At 58.7% G+C, this 16,548-nt stretch carries 18 protein-coding genes; 12 read left to right on the top strand and 6 right to left on the bottom strand.

Features of this window, described 5'->3' with window-relative positions:
• Positions 1-6 precede the first annotated feature (6 nt).
• Together VY732_RS22815 and VY732_RS22810 are read left to right on the top strand one after the other, a co-directional pair.
• Positions 7-672, top strand: a complete 666-nt coding sequence (locus VY732_RS22815; RefSeq protein WP_008082815.1) for a bifunctional 4-hydroxy-2-oxoglutarate aldolase/2-dehydro-3-deoxy-phosphogluconate aldolase — start codon at positions 7-9, stop codon at positions 670-672.
• Positions 673-844: 172 nt separating this feature from the next.
• On the top strand, positions 845-1,420 hold the full coding sequence (locus tag VY732_RS22810) for a hypothetical protein (RefSeq protein ID WP_116029961.1): 576 nt from the start codon (positions 845-847) through the stop codon (positions 1,418-1,420).
• Here VY732_RS22810 and VY732_RS22805 read toward each other — a convergent pair.
• Both VY732_RS22805 and VY732_RS22800 read right to left on the bottom strand, forming a co-directional pair.
• On the bottom strand, positions 1,417-2,598 hold the full coding sequence (locus VY732_RS22805) for an aminotransferase class V-fold PLP-dependent enzyme (RefSeq protein WP_331691834.1): 1,182 nt from the start codon (positions 2,596-2,598) through the stop codon (positions 1,417-1,419). The genes VY732_RS22810 and VY732_RS22805 overlap by 4 nt on opposite strands.
• Positions 2,599-2,628: 30 nt before the next feature.
• Entirely contained in the window at positions 2,629-2,865 is a 237-nt protein-coding gene (locus tag VY732_RS22800; RefSeq protein WP_003227425.1) for a DUF3820 family protein, read from the bottom strand.
• 205 nt (positions 2,866-3,070) lie between these two features.
• Here VY732_RS22800 and VY732_RS22795 point away from each other — a divergent pair, with 205 nt between their 5' ends.
• Positions 3,071-3,538 carry a ferritin-like domain-containing protein gene (locus VY732_RS22795; protein ID WP_034153383.1) on the top strand — a complete coding sequence of 156 codons (468 nt, stop codon included), beginning with the start codon at positions 3,071-3,073 and terminating at the stop codon, positions 3,536-3,538.
• Positions 3,539-3,920: 382 nt separating this feature from the next.
• Here the strand turns inward: VY732_RS22795 and VY732_RS22790 are convergent, their stop codons facing one another.
• Positions 3,921-4,391 carry a MaoC family dehydratase gene (locus tag VY732_RS22790; protein ID WP_003227420.1) on the bottom strand — a complete coding sequence of 157 codons (471 nt, stop codon included), beginning with the start codon at positions 4,389-4,391 and terminating at the stop codon, positions 3,921-3,923.
• Between the two features lie 42 nt (positions 4,392-4,433).
• The gene (locus tag VY732_RS22785; RefSeq protein WP_331691833.1) at positions 4,434-5,378 is read right to left on the bottom strand and encodes an alpha/beta hydrolase; all 945 of its coding nucleotides are present in this window, start codon (positions 5,376-5,378) and stop codon (positions 4,434-4,436) included.
• Between the two features lie 200 nt (positions 5,379-5,578).
• Between VY732_RS22785 and fadD2 the strand changes: the two genes are divergently transcribed.
• Together fadD2 and fadD1 are read left to right on the top strand one after the other, a co-directional pair.
• A complete protein-coding gene (gene fadD2 / locus VY732_RS22780) occupies positions 5,579-7,267 on the top strand; it encodes a long-chain-fatty-acid--CoA ligase FadD2 (protein ID WP_116029959.1) in 1,689 nt (562 codons plus the stop codon).
• Between the two features lie 356 nt (positions 7,268-7,623).
• Complete coding sequence (gene fadD1 / locus VY732_RS22775; protein ID WP_331691832.1) at positions 7,624-9,321, top strand: long-chain-fatty-acid--CoA ligase FadD1; 1,698 nt, start codon at positions 7,624-7,626, stop codon at positions 9,319-9,321.
• Between the two features lie 232 nt (positions 9,322-9,553).
• Here the strand turns inward: fadD1 and VY732_RS22770 are convergent, their stop codons facing one another.
• Positions 9,554-9,931 carry a hypothetical protein gene (locus VY732_RS22770; RefSeq protein ID WP_007917843.1) on the bottom strand — a complete coding sequence of 126 codons (378 nt, stop codon included), beginning with the start codon at positions 9,929-9,931 and terminating at the stop codon, positions 9,554-9,556.
• Between the two features lie 198 nt (positions 9,932-10,129).
• Here VY732_RS22770 and VY732_RS22765 point away from each other — a divergent pair, with 198 nt between their 5' ends.
• The 3 genes from VY732_RS22765 to def all read left to right on the top strand — a co-directional run bounded on the left by VY732_RS22765 (position 10,130) and on the right by def (position 11,977).
• The gene (locus tag VY732_RS22765; protein WP_008082339.1) at positions 10,130-10,321 is read left to right on the top strand and encodes a CsbD family protein; all 192 of its coding nucleotides are present in this window, start codon (positions 10,130-10,132) and stop codon (positions 10,319-10,321) included.
• Between the two features lie 163 nt (positions 10,322-10,484).
• Complete coding sequence (locus VY732_RS22760; protein ID WP_077574243.1) at positions 10,485-11,435, top strand: YihY/virulence factor BrkB family protein; 951 nt, start codon at positions 10,485-10,487, stop codon at positions 11,433-11,435.
• Positions 11,436-11,437: 2 nt separating this feature from the next.
• On the top strand, positions 11,438-11,977 hold the full coding sequence (def, locus tag VY732_RS22755) for a peptide deformylase (protein WP_116029957.1): 540 nt from the start codon (positions 11,438-11,440) through the stop codon (positions 11,975-11,977).
• 122 nt (positions 11,978-12,099) lie between these two features.
• Here the strand turns inward: def and VY732_RS22750 are convergent, their stop codons facing one another.
• Entirely contained in the window at positions 12,100-12,516 is a 417-nt protein-coding gene (locus tag VY732_RS22750) for a GNAT family N-acetyltransferase (RefSeq protein ID WP_331691831.1), read from the bottom strand.
• 325 nt (positions 12,517-12,841) lie between these two features.
• Between VY732_RS22750 and VY732_RS22745 the strand changes: the two genes are divergently transcribed.
• The 4 genes from VY732_RS22745 to VY732_RS22730 all read left to right on the top strand — a co-directional run bounded on the left by VY732_RS22745 (position 12,842) and on the right by VY732_RS22730 (position 16,442).
• On the top strand, positions 12,842-13,783 hold the full coding sequence (locus tag VY732_RS22745; RefSeq protein ID WP_331691830.1) for a fatty acid desaturase: 942 nt from the start codon (positions 12,842-12,844) through the stop codon (positions 13,781-13,783).
• A gap of 140 nt (positions 13,784-13,923) precedes the next feature.
• Positions 13,924-14,715, top strand: a complete 792-nt coding sequence (locus tag VY732_RS22740; RefSeq protein WP_331691829.1) for a phosphate/phosphite/phosphonate ABC transporter substrate-binding protein — start codon at positions 13,924-13,926, stop codon at positions 14,713-14,715.
• A 189-nt stretch (positions 14,716-14,904) separates the two neighbouring features.
• Positions 14,905-15,432, top strand: a complete 528-nt coding sequence (locus VY732_RS22735; protein ID WP_331691828.1) for a sigma-70 family RNA polymerase sigma factor — start codon at positions 14,905-14,907, stop codon at positions 15,430-15,432.
• Positions 15,429-16,442, top strand: coding sequence for an ABC transporter substrate-binding protein (locus tag VY732_RS22730; RefSeq protein ID WP_331691827.1), 1,014 nt, complete (start codon positions 15,429-15,431; stop codon positions 16,440-16,442). The genes VY732_RS22735 and VY732_RS22730 overlap by 4 nt, the downstream gene beginning before the upstream one ends.
• Positions 16,443-16,548: the final 106 nt, after the last annotated feature.

Genomic DNA, 16,548 nt, shown 5'->3' with positions numbered 1-16,548 from the left:
GCCGCTATGACAACCCCATCCCCGACCGTTTCCATGGCGGACAAAGTTGCCCTGATCGACAGCCTCTGCGCCAAGGCGCGGATCCTGCCGGTGATCACCATCGCTCGCGAACAGGACGTGCTGCCACTGGCCGACGCCCTGGCCGCCGGTGGCCTCACCGCGCTGGAAGTGACCCTGCGTTCGCAGTTCGGCCTCAAGGCCATTCAGATCCTGCGCGACCAGCGTCCGGAACTGATGACCGGCGCCGGCACCGTGCTCGATCGCAACATGCTCGCGGCGGCCGAAGCCGCTGGCTCGCAATTCATCGTCACCCCGGGCATCACCCGTGACTTGCTCGAAGCCAGCGTCGACAGCCCGATTCCGCTGTTGCCGGGCATCAGCAACGCCTCCGGCATCATGGAAGGCTACGGCCTGGGTTATCGCCGCTTCAAGCTGTTCCCGGCGGAAGTCAGCGGTGGCGTGGCGGCAATCAAGGCCCTCGGCGGCCCGTTCGGCGAAGTGAAATTCTGCCCGACTGGCGGCGTCGGCCCGGCCAACATCAAGAGCTACATGGCGCTGAAAAACGTCATGTGCGTGGGCGGTAGCTGGATGCTTGATCCGGAGTGGATCAAGAACGGCGACTGGGCCCGTATTCAGGAATGCACCGCCGAGGCGTTGGCGCTGCTGGACTGATTGTTACCAGACACTTCGTTGTGTGTTCTACGGCTTTACGGTGCGCTTGGTCGGTGCACCGTTTTTTTTTGCCTTGAAGAAAGTGTCAGGACATCACGCGATACATAGTTACCGCACAGCCGCGTTTGCGTGGCGCTAATCTGCGTTCATCTTACGGAAGAGAGAACGCCTCATGGACGATCATCAATCTGTCGCTTTATCAATCAACGCTCTGCGCCCGCGGCAGTTGCCCGTGGTTGGCAGTTTCGATTGGCACAACAGTAAGGGCAAGGTGCGCAACATCAGCGCGGGCATCGAAGGTTTGCCCCTTGTATTGCGGCTGACCCTGGTCGATGCCATGACCGGCGAGCCGGTCAGTGGCGCCGTGGTTCGCATCGAGCAGCACATTGGTACCGACACACTGTGCGGCAGTCAGTCGACCGACAGTAAAGGCATCGTTCGTTTCACCAGCCTTTACCCGGATCGGCAAACTGCCTTTTCGTGCATCGCTCTGAGCGTCGCCATCGCCAATGACGATCAACAGCCGCAGCTGTACCAGGAGGCCTGGGCGGGGCGCCTGCATTTGCCCTGTGCCTGCAATTGCACAGCCGTTGATAACGATGCCGTTCGACTGGGATTGCGCCCGATCACGGACGCTGGCCCGGAGGACGGCTACTTCGGCAACCTGACGATCGGCGTCGACACCTTTGCACTGTCATCGCAGATCGGCGTGGCGGGCTACGACAAATACCTGATCACAGTGTTTTAGCGCAGCTCGTTCAGCGCGCGGACCAGCAACTGCATGTCGCCAGCGGTGGTGGTCAGGCCCGGTGTAATGCGGATGCTCGGCCCGCTGGCGGCGCCGTTGCGCACCACGGTGAACAGGTTGTAGTCGTTGAGCAGACGCTCGGCCATCGCCTGTTGATCATCGTGCCGGGTGAAACGCAGCGATGTGATGCCGCAATACAGCCGTGGATCGTCTGGCGTCATCACTTCGATGCCCGGCAAATGCCGCACCGCGCTGACCCACAGATTGCGCAGATAATTGACGCGAGCGCCTTTGGCCGGCGCACCGCCGAGGGAGCGGTGCTCCTCGAACACTAGCGGCAAGGTCATCAGCGCTGGAATGTTGGGCGTGCTGTACGACGTGCGCGCACGGATATCATTGGCCGGGTAATGCATTTCATCCATGTCCGGATCGATATCGGCCAAGCGTTGCGGCGCGATATAGAGGAAGCCGAGGGTGAGTGGCGCGCCGATCCATTTGTGCAGGTTGAATCCGGCGAAAGAGATGCCCAGTGCTTCAAGATCGAACTCGATCTGACCGAGCGCATGGGCGCCGTCGAGGATGACATCGACGCCATGCTCTTTGGCGAGCCGGGCGATCGCTTGCACGGGCATCACCAGGCCGGTGCGGTGAGTGACGTGAGTCAGGGCCATCAGCTTGATCTTCGGATGACCGACGAAGGCCTCGCGGTAAGTCTCCAGCAGGCTGTCGTAGCTCGCCGGGTGTGCGTGGGCAATCTCGATCACTTCGGCGCCGCGATGTCTGGCCAGCCAGCGCATGGCGCCTTTGACCGTGTCGTATTCCAGGTCACTGATCAGCACCTGATCGCCCGGCTGCAGCCGGTTGTAGTTGCGGATCAGCGATTGCAGGCCTTCGGTGGCATTGCGAGTGAACGCCACGCTCTGCGCCCGTACGCCGATCAGCTCGGCCAGTTGCGCGCGAATGTCGAGGTTGTCGTGCTGTTCGAAACGCTGGCGCACATACACCGAGTTGCTGGTGTTGATCAGCTCGATATTGCGCTGGTACTCCTCGATCACCGTGCGCGACATGCGCCCGAAGTAACCGTTTTCCAGGTTCACGGGGCCGGGTTGAACGTCGTATCGGTCGGCGAACGTTTGCCAAAAGGCTTCGTCACGGGCGCGGCGGGTGTTATCGGGCATGGTCGGCTGACTCTGAGAGAGGAGGGTGCTTCAGTGGCGCGGGGCAGGTTTGCCGTGTTTGGCGCGCAGCGGTTCGAGCAAGTCCGACAGGCCGTTATGGTCGATCTCCTGCATCAGCGCGAGCAAACCACCGAGTTCGCCGTGCGGGAAACCTTCGCGGGCAAACCAGTTCAGGTATGGCCCCGGCAGGTCGGCAATGATCCGCCCCTTGTACTTGCCGAAAGGCATTTCGCGAGTGATCAGCAGTTCGAGTTTTTCGGGATTCATCAGGGTTTTCGTCTGGCTTCAAAACAATCAGGAAAATACAGGCATTCTGCATGCAGGCCAAATGACAGATCATGCAAATAACCGTGATACAGATAGTTCACTTATCTTTAACTTATTGATTTACAACAGTTTATTAGAAATAAAAAAGCTGGCACGCACGCTGCAATATCCCTTGCATCTTCAACCAATCGCAAGGAATTGAAAAATGACCGACATGAATAAAGAAGCCATCTCTGTACTCAATGACCTGATTGAAACCAGCAAGGACGGTCAGGAAGGGTTCAAGACTTGCGCTGAAGACATCAAACATCCAGAGCTGAAAACCCTGTTTGTCACTCGCTCCGCTGATTGCGCCACTGCTGCCGCCGAACTGCAAGCCGAAGTTCGCAAGCTGGGCGGCGATCCGGAAACCTCCACCAGCGTCAGCGGTGACCTGCACCGTCGCTGGGTCGACGTCAAAGCCATGTTCACCGGCAAAGACGAAGAGGCCGTGCTGAACGAAGCCGAGCGTGGCGAAGACCATGCGCTGAAGGCTTATCGTGAAGCCATCGAGAAGATCAACAAGCACAATCTGGTGGGTATTCGTGACCTGGTTGAACGCCAGTATCACGGCGTGCAACGCAATCACGACCAGGTGAAAGCGCTGCGTAACCAGGCTCGCGCTCGTTCGTAAGCGTTCGCCGGGTACAAAAAACGCCAGCTAGTCTGGCGTTTTTTTATGTCTGGGGGAAAGCCGAAGCAAGGGCCCCTCACCCTAGCCCTCTCCCAGAGGGAGAGGGGACTGACCGAGGTGGATGTTGGAGATACACCGACTTGAGCGATCTGAGGTGAACTCAGGTTCTGAAAAGCATCAAGATCGGCTCCCTTTCCCCTCGCCCCAGAGGGAAAGAGCTGCGGACTGATCGTGGTGGAGGTTGGAGATACACCGACGTGAGCGATCTGAGGTGAACTCAGGTTTTGAAAAGCACCAAGATCGGCTCCCTTTCCCCCTCGCCCCCCTGGGGGAGAGGGCTGGGGTGAGGGGGAAAAGCTCTCACTGACACACCAAAAATCAATCAGCCAATGCTGATCGCCGGCAGCGTCGGCAACGTCACCGTCTGCTGCTTGCGCGGTGCCAGAATCTCCGCCTCACCATCCACCACCAGCTCATCACGCTGGTTGAACACACGCGTCGCAATGCGCACCCGAAACTTCGGCAGCTTCTCGAGGATTTCCAGACGCACGGTCAGCGTGTCGCCAATCTTCACCGGCTTCTGAAAGCTCATCTGCTGGCCGATATAAATAGTGCCCGGCCCAGGCAACTCGCACGCCACTGCGGCACTGATCAACGCACCGCTGAACATGCCGTGAGCGATACGCTCTTTGAACATGCTTGCGGCGGCGAACTCGGCGTCCAGGTGCACCGGGTTGTGGTCGCCCGACATCGCGGCAAACAGTTGAATGTCGCGCTCTTCGACGGTCTTGCTGTAGCTGGCGGTCTGGCCGACCTCGAGGGCTTCGTAAGGGATGTTGGTAACCTGGGTCATCGGTCTCGATTCCTGTAACGGATTCAATGAATCCACAAAAAATTATTCGCTGCGATGCGGGCGTGGATGGCTCAGGGCCTGATCGATCCAGGCCAGCACATCCGCGATCACTTCGTCGCGGTTGGTTTCGTTGAACAATTCGTGCCGCGCCTGCGGGTAGATCTGCAGTTGCAGGTGCTGGCTGCCGGCCGTGCGCAAGGCATTGGCCAGATCTGTCAGACGCTTGCCTTCACTCACCGGATCACATTCGCCGCCGATTACCAGCAGCGGCAGGCCCGGGTCGATCTGCGCGAGATTGGACGCTTTGCTGATCTGCTGCAAGCCGCCGAGCAGGTCGATCCACAGTTGATTGGTGCAGCGAAAGCCACACAGCGGGTCGTTGGCGTACAGGTCAACCTCGGCCGGATCGCGGCTCAACCAGTCGAACGGTGTGCGTGCCGGTTTGAATTTGTTATTGAACGAGCCGAACGACAGCCATTCGATCAGCGCACTGCGGCCCTTGCCACCCTGACGCAGTTTTTCCAGACGGGCGATTTGCCGCGCAGCGCGATACAGCGCAACAGGCTGAAAGTTGGAACCACTGAGAATCGCCCCGTGCAGACTGGCGCTGTGATGCAGCAAATAACCTTGGGCGATGTAGCTGCCCATGCTGTGCCCCAGCAGGATGATCGGCACGCCGGGGTGCTGCTGACCGATGTGCTGATTGAGGCTGGCCAGATCGCCGAGCACTTTGCACCAGCCGTCGTCATCGGCGAAGTGGCCGAGGGTACCGTGATTGGCGGTTTTGCCATGTCCGCGCAAATCCGGCGCGTACACGCCATATCCTTTGTCGCAAAACGTGTCGGCCAGTCGCGCGTAGCGACCACTATGTTCAGCCATGCCGTGGGCCAGCAGGATCACCGCTTTCAACGGCGCCGTAGGCAGCCATTGATTGACGAACAGGCGGCTGCGGTCACTCGCGTCCAACCATAGGGTGTCGTGGATCATGGCGATTCCTTTGCTCAGAGTCGGATCATTGTATAGCGCGTCTGATCAGCCCACGCCACGGCAGGAAGATTCACACGATCAATGACGGCTTTGTCCATATTTGCCTCAATGGCCATAGCTGCTAGTGTCCGTGAAGCTCCGCTTTTTCAGAAATGACAGAAAGCGGCCCCGGATCGGCTCAGGTAAAGAGGACAAGAACAATGCAACCTGATTTCTGGAACGATAAACGCCCGGCCGGCGTACCGCTGGACATCGACATGGGTGAGTTCAAGTCGGTGATCGAGGTGTTCGAGCGTTCCTGCAAGAAGTTCGCCGATCGCCCGGCGTTCAGCAACATGGGCATCACCCTGACCTACGCCGAGCTCGAGCGCCAGAGCGCTGCCTTCGCCGGTTACCTGCAAGCGCATACCGATCTGGTGCCGGGGGATCGCATTGCGGTACAGATGCCCAACGTCCTGCATTACCCGATTGCCGTGTTCGGTGCACTGCGTGCCGGGCTCATCGTGGTCAACACCAACCCGCTGTATACCGCGCGGGAGATGCGCCATCAGTTCAAGGATTCCGGCGCACGGGCACTGGTGTACCTGAACATGTTCGGCCAGAAAGTCCAGGAAGTGCTGCCCGACACCGACATTCAATACCTGATCGAAGCGAAGATGGGCGACCTGATGCCCACCGCCAAGGGCTGGCTGGTCAACACCGTGGTCAGCAAAGTGAAGAAAATGGTCCCGGCGTATTCGCTGCCGCAGGCGATCTCCTTCAAGAGCGCACTGCGCATGGGCCGCGGCCTGGGGATCAAGCCGCTGAAGGTCAGCCTCGACGACATCGCTGTGCTGCAATACACCGGCGGCACCACCGGGCTGGCGAAAGGCGCGATGCTGACCCACGGCAATCTGGTGGCGAACATGCAGCAAGTGCGCGCCTGTCTCGCCCAACTCGGCCCGGACGGTCAGCCGCTGCTGCGCGAAGGCCAGGAAGTGATGATCGCGCCGCTGCCGCTCTATCACATCTATGCCTTCACCGCGAACTGCATGTGCATGATGGTTTCCGGCAACCACAACGTGCTGATCACCAACCCGCGCGACATTGCCGGCTTCATCAAGGAGCTGAAGAACTGGCGCTTCTCGGCGTTGTTGGGTTTGAACACCTTGTTCGTCGCGCTGATGGAACACGCGGATTTCAAGACCCTCGATTTCTCCAGCCTGAAACTCACCAACTCCGGTGGCACCGCGCTGGTCAAGGCTACCGCCGAGCGCTGGGAGCAGATGACCGGGTGCCGCATCACCGAAGGCTACGGCCTCACCGAAACCTCGCCGGTGGCCTGCACCAACCCGTACGGCGATCAGTCGCGTCTGGGCACGGTCGGTTTGCCGGTGCCGGGCACGTTGCTGAAAGTCATCAACGATGACGGTGTCGAACAGCCGATGGGCGAGCGCGGCGAGTTGTGCATCAAAGGCCCGCAGATCATGAAGGGCTATTGGCACAAGCCTGAGGCCACGGCCGAAGTGCTGGATGCCGAGGGCTGGTTCAAGTCCGGTGATATCGCGGTGATCGATCCGGACGGTTTCGTGCGCATCGTCGATCGCAAGAAGGACATGATCATCGTCTCCGGTTTCAACGTGTACCCCAACGAAATCGAAGACGTGGTGATGGCCCATCCGAAAGTCGCCAACTGCGCGGTGATCGGTGTGCCGGACGAGCGTTCGGGCGAGGCGGTGAAGCTGTTTGTGGTGGCGCGGGAAACCGGGGTCAGCCTCGAAGAGCTCAAGGCCTACTGCAAAGAGAATTTCACTGCGTATAAGGTGCCGAAACACATCGTATTGCGTGAGTCATTGCCGATGACGCCTGTCGGGAAAATTCTGCGGCGTGAGTTGCGCGATATCGCGTAAAAATCATCGGCTGCGCTGCGCGCATTCGCGAGCAGGCTCGCTCCCACAGGGAAATATGTGATCCTTGTGGGAGCGAGCCTGCTCGCGAATTTTTTTGGCCGATGTCCCCGAAAACCGGGGCTTTCAAGGTGGTCTAGGATTTTTGCTCTAAAATGACTGCTAGGTGGTCTTGAGTCATGAATATGACTGTAGGGGCCGCTTTTGGCTCTAGTCGACCCTTGGCAAAGCTGCTACTCTCGGCGCGCTTTGTGACTTCTCGGCCTATATAAAAGCCAGATTCACCAATACCAAACACACACCAATAATAATCGCATCAAATGCGGTGAAGAATTCGCGTTGCTGAGGAGTGGGCTTCCATGATCGAAGACTTTTGGAAGGATAAATACCCGGCTGGAATTGCTGCCGACATCAATCCGGACGAGTATCCGAACATTCAGGCAGTGTTGAAGCAATCCTGCCAACGCTTCGCCAACAAACCGGCTTTCAGCAACCTGGGCAAGACAATCACCTACGGTGAATTGTACGAATTGTCCGGTGCGTTTGCCGCGTATCTGCAACAGCATACCGATTTGCAGCCCGGCGATCGAATCGCCGTGCAACTGCCCAACGTTCTGCAGTACCCGGTGGCCGTCTTCGGTGCGATTCGCGCCGGGCTGATCGTGGTCAACACCAACCCGCTGTACACCGCGCGGGAAATGGAACACCAATTCAATGACTCCGGCGCCAAAGCCCTTGTTTGCCTGGCGAACATGGCGCACCTGGCCGAAGCCGTGGTGCCGAAAACCGGCGTCAAACACGTGATCGTCACTGAAGTCGCCGATCTGTTGCCGCCGATCAAGCGTCTGCTGATCAACAGCGTCATCAAGTACGTGAAGAAGATGGTGCCGGCCTATCATCTGCCGAAAGCCGTCAAGTTCAACGACGTGTTGAGCAAGGGCCAGGGCCAGCCAGTGGCCGAAGCCAACCCGCACAGCGGCGACGTTGCCGTGTTGCAATACACCGGCGGCACCACCGGCGTGGCCAAAGGCGCGATGCTGACCCATCGCAACCTCGTCGCCAACATGTTGCAGTGCAAGGCTCTGATGGGTTCCAACCTCAATGAAGGTTGCGAGATCCTGATCACGCCGCTGCCGCTGTACCACATCTACGCGTTCACCTTTCATTGCATGGCGATGATGCTGATCGGCAACCACAACATCCTGATCAGCAACCCGCGCGACCTGCCGGCGATGGTCAAGGAACTGTCGAAGTGGAAGTTCAGCGGTTTTGTTGGTCTCAACACGCTGTTCGTGGCGCTGTGCAACAACGAAGGTTTCCGCAAGCTGGATTTCTCCGCGCTGAAAGTCACCTTGTCCGGCGGCATGGCCTTGCAACTGGCCGCTGCCGAGCGCTGGAAAGCGGTCACCGGTTGTGCCATTTGCGAAGGTTACGGCATGACCGAAACCAGCCCGGTGGCCACGGTCAACCCGATCCAGAACATTCAGATCGGCACCATCGGTATTCCGGTGCCATCTACTTTGTGCAAAGTCATCGACGATAACGGTGTCGAGCAGCCGCTGGGTGAAATCGGCGAGCTGTGCGTCAAGGGCCCGCAAGTGATGAAAGGCTACTGGCAGCGTCAGGAAGCCACCGATGAAATGCTCGACAGCGAAGGCTGGCTGAAGACCGGTGACATCGCGCTGATCCAGCCGGACGGCTATATGCGCATTGTCGATCGCAAGAAAGACATGATTCTGGTCTCCGGTTTCAACGTCTACCCGAACGAACTGGAAGACGTGCTGGCGACCCTGCCAGGCGTATTGCAGTGCGCGGCCATCGGCGTGCCGGACGAGAAGTCGGGGGAGGCGATCAAGATTTTCATTGTTGCCAAACCGGGCGTGACGCTGACCAAGGAAACGGTGATGGAGCACATGCGCGCCAACGTCACCGGCTACAAGGTGCCGCGTTCGGTGGAATTCCGCGATGCGCTGCCGACCACCAACGTCGGCAAGATTCTGCGTCGTGAGCTGCGGGATGAAGAGCTGAAGAAGATCAAGGCCAAGTCCGCCGCCTAAAAACACGAAGCCCCGCAGATGCGGGGCTTTTTGTTGGTGTATGCGGGGGAGTTTGCAGTGCCCGGTAAATCCTACCCCCTCACCCCAACCCTCTCCCCCAAGGGGGCGAGGGGGAAGGGAGCCGATCGGGGGCCTTTCAGAACCTGAATTCGACTCGATATTTCAGGTCGGTGTAGCTCGCCCAAACAACTCACCCTAACCCTCTCCCTCTGGGAGAGGGTTAGGGTGAGGGCTATTGACGAAACGGCGCAAAATTCACGTTAGTCCCCGCCGGACGCATGTCCTGCAGATACGAATCCTTGTCCGCACTCAATTCCAGGCTCAACGCCGCTTTACGCTTGCCCTCGTTACGAATCACCAGCCCTTCAAGCTTTTCACGCAGAAACACCGTCGGCACTTTCAGGTGCAGCAGTTCATCGGTGGCCGGCGTGTGCATCAGCAAGTGAATCCACTCGTACTGACCGATGGCCAGACGCGACACCGGCAGGTCGAACCACCAGATGTTGCGGTTACGGTTCAGTTCGGCGAAGTGGCAGTTGTTGGTGCCGAGCACGGCACCGCCCAGTTCCTTGTTGCGTCGGGCGATGGCCTGCGTTTTATCGAGTTTCATAACATTCCTGCGGGATCGGTTCATTGGCGCACAGCGCCCATATGTTGCGCATTCTCGGGGCTACGCACACAAACATAAAGCCCAACCTGCACGCCGCGACGAAATGAGCCCCTGAAAATAAATGAAACTTGGCGCAAACCCGGCCAGTCAATCATTACGTACTGACTTTTCCCCCTTATTGCACCAAGGAGAAACACCATGAGTAGCACAGGCGATAAAGTAAAAGGCATGGCCAACGAAGCGGTCGGCAACGTCAAGCAAGGCGTCGGTAAAGCCACCGACAACACCAAGCTGCAAGCCGAAGGCAAGATTCAAGAGAAAAAAGGCGAAGCCCAGCAAGCCGTCGGCAAAGCCAAGGACGCGGTCAAAAAAGGTGTCGACAAGGCGTAACTCAGCCTTGAACGAAATACACGAGCGGCCATCCAAGGATGGCCGTTTTTGTGTCAAAAGCCTGCAGCAACCCAACGAGGTTCGCCAAACAGGCTAACGTGATGTAAAAAACGCCCCTGAGTCGCCACGACTTCAACCTGTTCTGCGGCGAAAGGAGACGCGAATGATTTTTCCGGACATGAAAGGTCTGCCCCTGCACCGGGTGATGGTGCGCACGGTCACTGAATTCGTCGACGACGAGATGTCGACCTATGCCTCGGCACTGGCCTACCAGATGCTGTTCTCGCTGTTCCCGTTCATTCTGTTCCTGATCGCCCTGATCGGTTTCTTGCACCTGCCGGACTTTTTCTCCTGGCTGCGCCTGCAATCGGAACTGGTCCTGCCACCGCAGGCGCTGGAGCAGGTCAATCCGGTGATCGACCAGTTGCAGCAGTCCAAGGGTGGCCTGCTTTCCGTCGGTATCGTCATCGCCCTGTACACCGCATCCGCCGGTGTGCGCTTGATGATGAGTGCGATGAACGCGGCGTACGATGTGGTTGAAGGCCGCCCGGTCTGGAAGCGCTTCCCATTGTCGATTGTCTACACCGTCGGCATTGCCGGCATGCTGTTGGTGGCCGCCGCGCTGATGGTGCTCGGGCCGCAGGTGATGGGCTGGATCGCCGCGCAGGTGGGGCTGGAAGATTTCATCGTCACCGTGTGGACCATCGCGCGCTGGCCGGTGATCGTGATTCTGATGATGGTCGCCGTGGCACTGATCTACTACGTGATGCCCGACGTCAAACAGGAATTCCGCTTCATCACACCCGGTTCGGTATTGGCCGTGGTGGTGTGGATCATCGCCTCGTTGGGTTTCGCGTTCTACGTGAAAACCTTCGCCAACTACAACGCGATGTATGGCAGCATCGGGGCGATCATCGTGCTGTTGCTGTACTTCTACATTTCCGCCGCGGTGCTGTTGCTCGGCGCCGAGATGAACGCGGTGATCGAGCACATGTCCAGCGAGGGCAAGGATGCGGGTGAGAAAGTCCCCGGCGAACTCGATGAACATCCCAAACAACACGTCTCGGGCCTTGGCCGCGATCACTCGCTCAAGCCGGACACTGACGAAGTCTGATCATGATCCGTGAAATTCTGAAAATGGGCGACGAGCGCCTGCTGCGTATCGCCCCGCCAGTGCCGGCCGAGATGTTCGACAGCCCTGAGCTGTGGCAACTGATCGACGATATGTTCCAGACCATGGAAAGCGTCGGTGGCGTTGGCTTGGCCGCGCCGCAGATCGGTGTCGATCTGCAATTGGTGATCTTTGGTTTCGAACACAGCGAACGTTACCCGGACGCTGAAGCGGTGCCGCAGACGATCCTGATCAATCCGTTGATCACACCGCTGAGTCCACTGACGGAAGAGGGCTTTGAAGGCTGTCTGTCGGTGCCGGGTTTGCGCGGTGCGGTGGAGCGTTATCAGCAGATTCGCTACGAAGGGTTTGATCCGAAGGGTGAGCCGATTGTGCGCGTTGCGTCAGGTTTCCACGCACGGGTTGTGCAGCACGAATGCGATCACCTGATCGGCCGGTTGTACCCGTCGCGCATTACCGATTTCAGCAAGTTCGGTTTTACTGAAGTGATGTTCCCGGATCTCGATCCCACCGCTGACGACTAATCCCCGGGAACACCACAACCCCCTGTAGGAGTGAGCCTGCTCGCGATAGCGGTCTGTCAGTGACATTTTCGGTGACTGACACGCCGCTATCGCGAGCAGGCTCACTCCTACAGGGTTTTGCATCAGATTGAAGGTCTCAGCTCCATCGCAATCATCGGCTTGCTCCGCGCATACCGGCTCAATCGCTCCGCCATCGCTTGCGGCAGCGACGGGTCGAAGGTGAACCCGCGTCGCTCATAAAACTCACGCAAATCCGGATGACAGAAGAGCCACACAGGCTCGCTCACATCCTGCACCGCTGCCGCGATCAACTGCGCGGCAATCCCTTGTTCACGGCAGTCCGGATCAACAAACAACCCGGTCAACCAATGTCCGCCCGCCACCGGCCGCAAGCACAACGCGCCCACAATCTCTCCGCGCCGCGCCACCCATAATTGTGCCTCACGAACCGCTTTCATCGAGGACTGGTGGCTGCGGTAAAACTTGTTCATCAACGGCCAAAGCGACTCGTCGAGCAGGCTGTATTGGGTGTCGGGCATGGGATCGGACTGTCGGTGGGCAAAGCGGCGATTATAAAAGAACGCACGGCTCTGGATAGGTGTATACCTGACCTCACATCCCCTGTGAGTGGAGTACGCATCATGTCCAAAGGTATGGAATCAAAGAAAGCCGCGAAGAAGAAACCAGCCAAGACCGCGATTGAAAAACGCGCGGAGAAGAAAGCCAAGAAAGTCGACATCTTCGGTCACTGATCACGCCTTTCCGGAGCCCGGTTCTCGGGCTCCTGCCTGCACCCGAAAATAATCTGCAAGATTGCACCGCGTTGTTGCACAGAAGGGCAAGAATCCCGTTCCGAGCAACGCCATGCCCCATTACTTCGACGCCGCCCACCGTCAGCAAATCGAAACCCTGCGCCAACGCTTTACCGCCCGCACCGAATGGCCGACCTGGCTGTTGCTGATCGGCGTCTATGCTGGCTGGTTTGCTATTGTGCTCAACAGTCACTGGCTGGGCCGTGCCTTGAGCACGCTGTTGTTGATCCCGCTGGTGGTGTTGTGGCTGTCGGTGCAGCACGAGTTGCTGCACGGGCATCCGACGCGCTGGGTGCGCTTCAACAAGATCCTTGGCTACGCGCCGTTTGCCGTGTGGTATCCGTACACGTTGTATCGCGATAGTCATTTGCTGCATCACCGCGATGAGGATCTGACCGTGCCCGGCGTCGATCCGGAAAGCCGTTACCTGACCCGCGCCGGCTGGCAGGGCAGTTCGCTGTTTGAACGCAGCTTGCACTGGTTGAACAAAACCGTGCTCGGGCGCTTTGTGATCGGTGCTCCGCTGGCGCTGATGGCGCTGGCCAAAGAAGAGTTGCTGCGGCTGAAGAATGGCGAGCGCCAGGCCTGGTTGATGTGGCTGACCCACGGCCTGCTCACGTTATTGATGCTGTGGTTCATCGCCCGTTTCAGCGTGCTGCCGGTCTGGCATTACCTGCTGCTGATCAGCGTGCCGGCGCTGTCGATCGCGATGATCCGCTCCTACTACGAACATCGCCCACACGCGCAACCTGAGCAGCGCACGGTGTTGAACGAAGCGGGTTGGCCGTGGCGCTGGTTATTCCTGAATCTGAATTTTCATCTGGTGCATCACGACTTGCCGAAGCTGGCGTGGTACGACTTGCCCACGGTTTACCGGATGCATCGTGAGCAATGGATCGCGCGCAGTGGCGGGTTTCTCGTTCAGGGGTATGGCGAGTTCTGGCGGCGCAATGGCTTCAAGCCGATCGACAGTCCAGAGCATCCTTACCACTAACCCAAGAACACCACAAAACCCTGTAGGAGTGAGCCTGCTCGCGATAGCGGTATATCAGTAACATTTTCAGTGTCTGACACACTGCTATCGCGAGCAGGCTCGCTCCCACATTGGATATTTGTAACTCGGGAAAAATGTGTATGACCCAACACCACACCGAACTCCTGATGTACGTCGCCCCCGAGCCCATCCGCGCAGCCAATGAGCGCTGGATTGCGCGCATTCTCGAGCAACTTGGCCACACCCGCCTGGGTGCTGAAGGCCTGTCATTGCCCGAACTCTGGTTATCCCCCGATCTGCTGCTCACACAAACCTGCGGCTACCCGCTGATGACTGCATTGCGCGGACAAGTGCGCATCGTCGGCCGCCCGCGCTACGAACTCCCCGACGCCAGCGCCGGCAATCATTGCAGCCTGATCATTAGCCGAGTTGATGACCCACGCAAAACCCTGGCGGACTTTCACAACAGTCGCGGGGTGATCAACAGTGACGACTCCAATAGCGGCATGAACCTGTTGCGCCAGCGCTTGGCGCCACTGAATCAGGACGGACAATTCTTCGCCTCGGTCGGCATCAGCGGCGGCCATCGCGAGAGCCTGCGTTGGCTGCGCGAAAACCGCGCCGATCTGGCCGCCATCGACAGCGTCACCTACGCCTATCTGGCGCAATATGCGCCGGAAGAAGTCCGTGCCTTGCGGGTGATTGCGTGCAGTGCCCTGAGCCCGACCCTGCCGTTCATTACTGTCGTCAGCGCCACGGATGAGCAGATCGAGCAGCTGCGACAGGTAATGAATGAAACCTTGCGCGAACTCCCTGATGTCGTGGAGACCTTGGGATTGCCTGAGGTGCTTGCGGCCAGTGAGCGCGATTATCAAATCCTGCTCGACTATCAGCGTGAGGCTGAAGGACTTGGCTATGGCCGCTTGCGCTAAGGATCGCAGCCTTCGGCAGCTCCTACAGGGGGTCGGTGCAGGTGCTGCCGAAGGCTGCGATCTTTTAATCTTTTATTTGTAAATGGAATATAAAAATTCGTTTTAAGTATTTTTAACGAATAAGGCGCCTTGCTACGATCGCGCCACCGGAACACCGGACATTCAGCGACCCCTAACCCAGGAGCCCCTATGTCCGGCGCCGAGCTTTCCCATCGCAACACCGTGGACGAGCTGTTTCGCGCCCACTATCGCTGGCTCTGTGCTTACCTGCGCGGTCATCTGCACGACGCGGCCGGCAGCGAAGACATCGCCGCCGAAACCTTCGCCCAATTGCTTGAAGCCCCGGCACTGAGGGCCATCCGCGAACCCCGCGCCTTGCTGACGACCATCGCCCAACGCTTGCTCTATCAACGCTGGCGACGCGGTGATCTGGAGCGTCGTCATCGCCAGCAGCTTGCTGTCGATTACGCCGTCTCGCCTGAAGACCTGGTCACGCTATCGCAAACCCTCAACCGCCTCGATCACAGCTTGCAACGCTTGCCCGCCAAGGTCCGCACGACGTTTCTGCTCGCCCGCATCGATGGCCTGACCTACCCGCAAATCGCTGCCGAACTGGGCATTTCCCAGCGCTCGGTCAGCGAGTACATGAACCTTTCCCAAGCGCTGTGCGATCGCCACAGCGCCAACCAATCCCTGCAAGACAAGAGGTCCGCATGAGATCGATCAAAACCCTGCTCGGCACTTCGCTGCTGGCGTTGAGCCTGAGTGTCGGCGCTGTTTCGGCGGCGGAAAAAACCGCGCCGATCCACTTCGGCGACATCACTTGGGAAAGCGGCAGTTTCATCACCGAAGTGCTGCGCCTGATCGTTGAAAAAGGCTACGGCTACCCGACCGACACGTTGCCCGGCAGCACGGTCAGCCTGGAGGCTGCACTGGCGAAAAACGATATTCAGGTGATCGGCGAGGAATGGGCCGGGCGCAGTCCGGCGTGGGTCAAAGCGGCCGCCGAGGGCAAGGTGTTCGGTTTGGGCGACACGGTCAAAGGTGCCACCGAAGGCTGGTGGGTGCCGGAGTATGTGATCAAAGGCGACCCCGAGCGCGGCATCAAAGCCTTGGCGCCGGAGCTGAAATCGGTGGCCGATCTGCCGCGCTACAAAGACGTGTTCCGCGACCCGGAAGATCCGTCTCGCGGGCGTTTCCTCAACAGCCCGACCGGTTGGACTTCGGAGATCGTCAACAGCCAGAAGCTCAAGGCCTATGCGCTGAACGACAGCTTCGTGAATTTCCGCACCGGTTCCGGCGCGGCACTGGATGCCGAGGTGGCGTCGTCGATCAAACGCGGTAAACCGGTGCTGTTCTACTACTGGTCGCCGACGCCGCTGCTGGGTCGATTCAAACTGGTGAAACTGGAAGAACCGCCGTTCGATGCCGAGGCCTGGAAAACCCTCGCCGATGCCAATAACCCGAATCCCAAAGGCACCCGGTCGATGCCGGCGAGTCTGGCGATCGGTGTGTCGGCGCCATTCAAGGCGCAGTACCCGGAACTGGTGACGTTCTTTGAAAAGGTTGATTTGCCGATTGATCTGTTGAACCAGACGCTGGCGGGAATGAGCGAAAAACGTTTGCAGCCGAGAGTGGTGGCTGAGGCGTTTTTGCGTGATCAGCCGCAGGTCTGGAAGCCATGGGTGCCTGCGGAGGTGGCGGCCAAGGTGAGTGCAGGTTTGTAGATTTTTCCTGATGTTTTGGTAGTGCGACGACTATTGCTATCGCGAGCAGGCTCACTCCTACATTTGATCGTGTGAACATCGCAGATCAAATGTAGGAGTGAGCCTG

It is taken from the genome of Pseudomonas sp. ZY71 (assembly GCF_036542145.1).
Classification (GTDB): domain Bacteria; phylum Pseudomonadota; class Gammaproteobacteria; order Pseudomonadales; family Pseudomonadaceae; genus Aquipseudomonas; species Aquipseudomonas koreensis_A.
The sequence above is the reverse complement of the archived record's forward strand: the minus strand, read 5'-3'. Positions and strand labels throughout refer to the sequence as shown.

What these genes read in the sequence shown, in the direction of transcription:
- VY732_RS22770 (WP_007917843.1), bottom strand. Translation starts at nt 9,931, where the DNA reads ATGAAACTCGATAAAACGCAGGCCATCGCCCGACGCAACAAGGAACTG.
- VY732_RS22800 (WP_003227425.1), bottom strand. Translation starts at nt 2,865, where the DNA reads ATGAATCCCGAAAAACTCGAACTGCTGATCACTCGCGAAATGCCTTTC.
- fadD1 (WP_331691832.1), top strand. Translation starts at nt 7,624, where the DNA reads ATGATCGAAGACTTTTGGAAGGATAAATACCCGGCTGGAATTGCTGCC.
- VY732_RS22785 (WP_331691833.1), bottom strand. Translation starts at nt 5,378, where the DNA reads ATGATCCACGACACCCTATGGTTGGACGCGAGTGACCGCAGCCGCCTG.
- VY732_RS22765 (WP_008082339.1), top strand. Translation starts at nt 10,130, where the DNA reads ATGAGTAGCACAGGCGATAAAGTAAAAGGCATGGCCAACGAAGCGGTC.
- VY732_RS22810 (WP_116029961.1), top strand. Translation starts at nt 845, where the DNA reads ATGGACGATCATCAATCTGTCGCTTTATCAATCAACGCTCTGCGCCCG.
- VY732_RS22790 (WP_003227420.1), bottom strand. Translation starts at nt 4,391, where the DNA reads ATGACCCAGGTTACCAACATCCCTTACGAAGCCCTCGAGGTCGGCCAG.
- VY732_RS22760 (WP_077574243.1), top strand. Translation starts at nt 10,485, where the DNA reads ATGATTTTTCCGGACATGAAAGGTCTGCCCCTGCACCGGGTGATGGTG.
- VY732_RS22805 (WP_331691834.1), bottom strand. Translation starts at nt 2,598, where the DNA reads ATGCCCGATAACACCCGCCGCGCCCGTGACGAAGCCTTTTGGCAAACG.
- VY732_RS22815 (WP_008082815.1), top strand. Translation starts at nt 7, where the DNA reads ATGACAACCCCATCCCCGACCGTTTCCATGGCGGACAAAGTTGCCCTG.
- VY732_RS22795 (WP_034153383.1), top strand. Translation starts at nt 3,071, where the DNA reads ATGACCGACATGAATAAAGAAGCCATCTCTGTACTCAATGACCTGATT.
- VY732_RS22735 (WP_331691828.1), top strand. Translation starts at nt 14,905, where the DNA reads ATGTCCGGCGCCGAGCTTTCCCATCGCAACACCGTGGACGAGCTGTTT.
- VY732_RS22745 (WP_331691830.1), top strand. Translation starts at nt 12,842, where the DNA reads ATGCCCCATTACTTCGACGCCGCCCACCGTCAGCAAATCGAAACCCTG.
- VY732_RS22740 (WP_331691829.1), top strand. Translation starts at nt 13,924, where the DNA reads ATGACCCAACACCACACCGAACTCCTGATGTACGTCGCCCCCGAGCCC.
- fadD2 (WP_116029959.1), top strand. Translation starts at nt 5,579, where the DNA reads ATGCAACCTGATTTCTGGAACGATAAACGCCCGGCCGGCGTACCGCTG.
- def (WP_116029957.1), top strand. Translation starts at nt 11,438, where the DNA reads ATGATCCGTGAAATTCTGAAAATGGGCGACGAGCGCCTGCTGCGTATC.
- VY732_RS22750 (WP_331691831.1), bottom strand. Translation starts at nt 12,516, where the DNA reads ATGCCCGACACCCAATACAGCCTGCTCGACGAGTCGCTTTGGCCGTTG.
- VY732_RS22730 (WP_331691827.1), top strand. Translation starts at nt 15,429, where the DNA reads ATGAGATCGATCAAAACCCTGCTCGGCACTTCGCTGCTGGCGTTGAGC.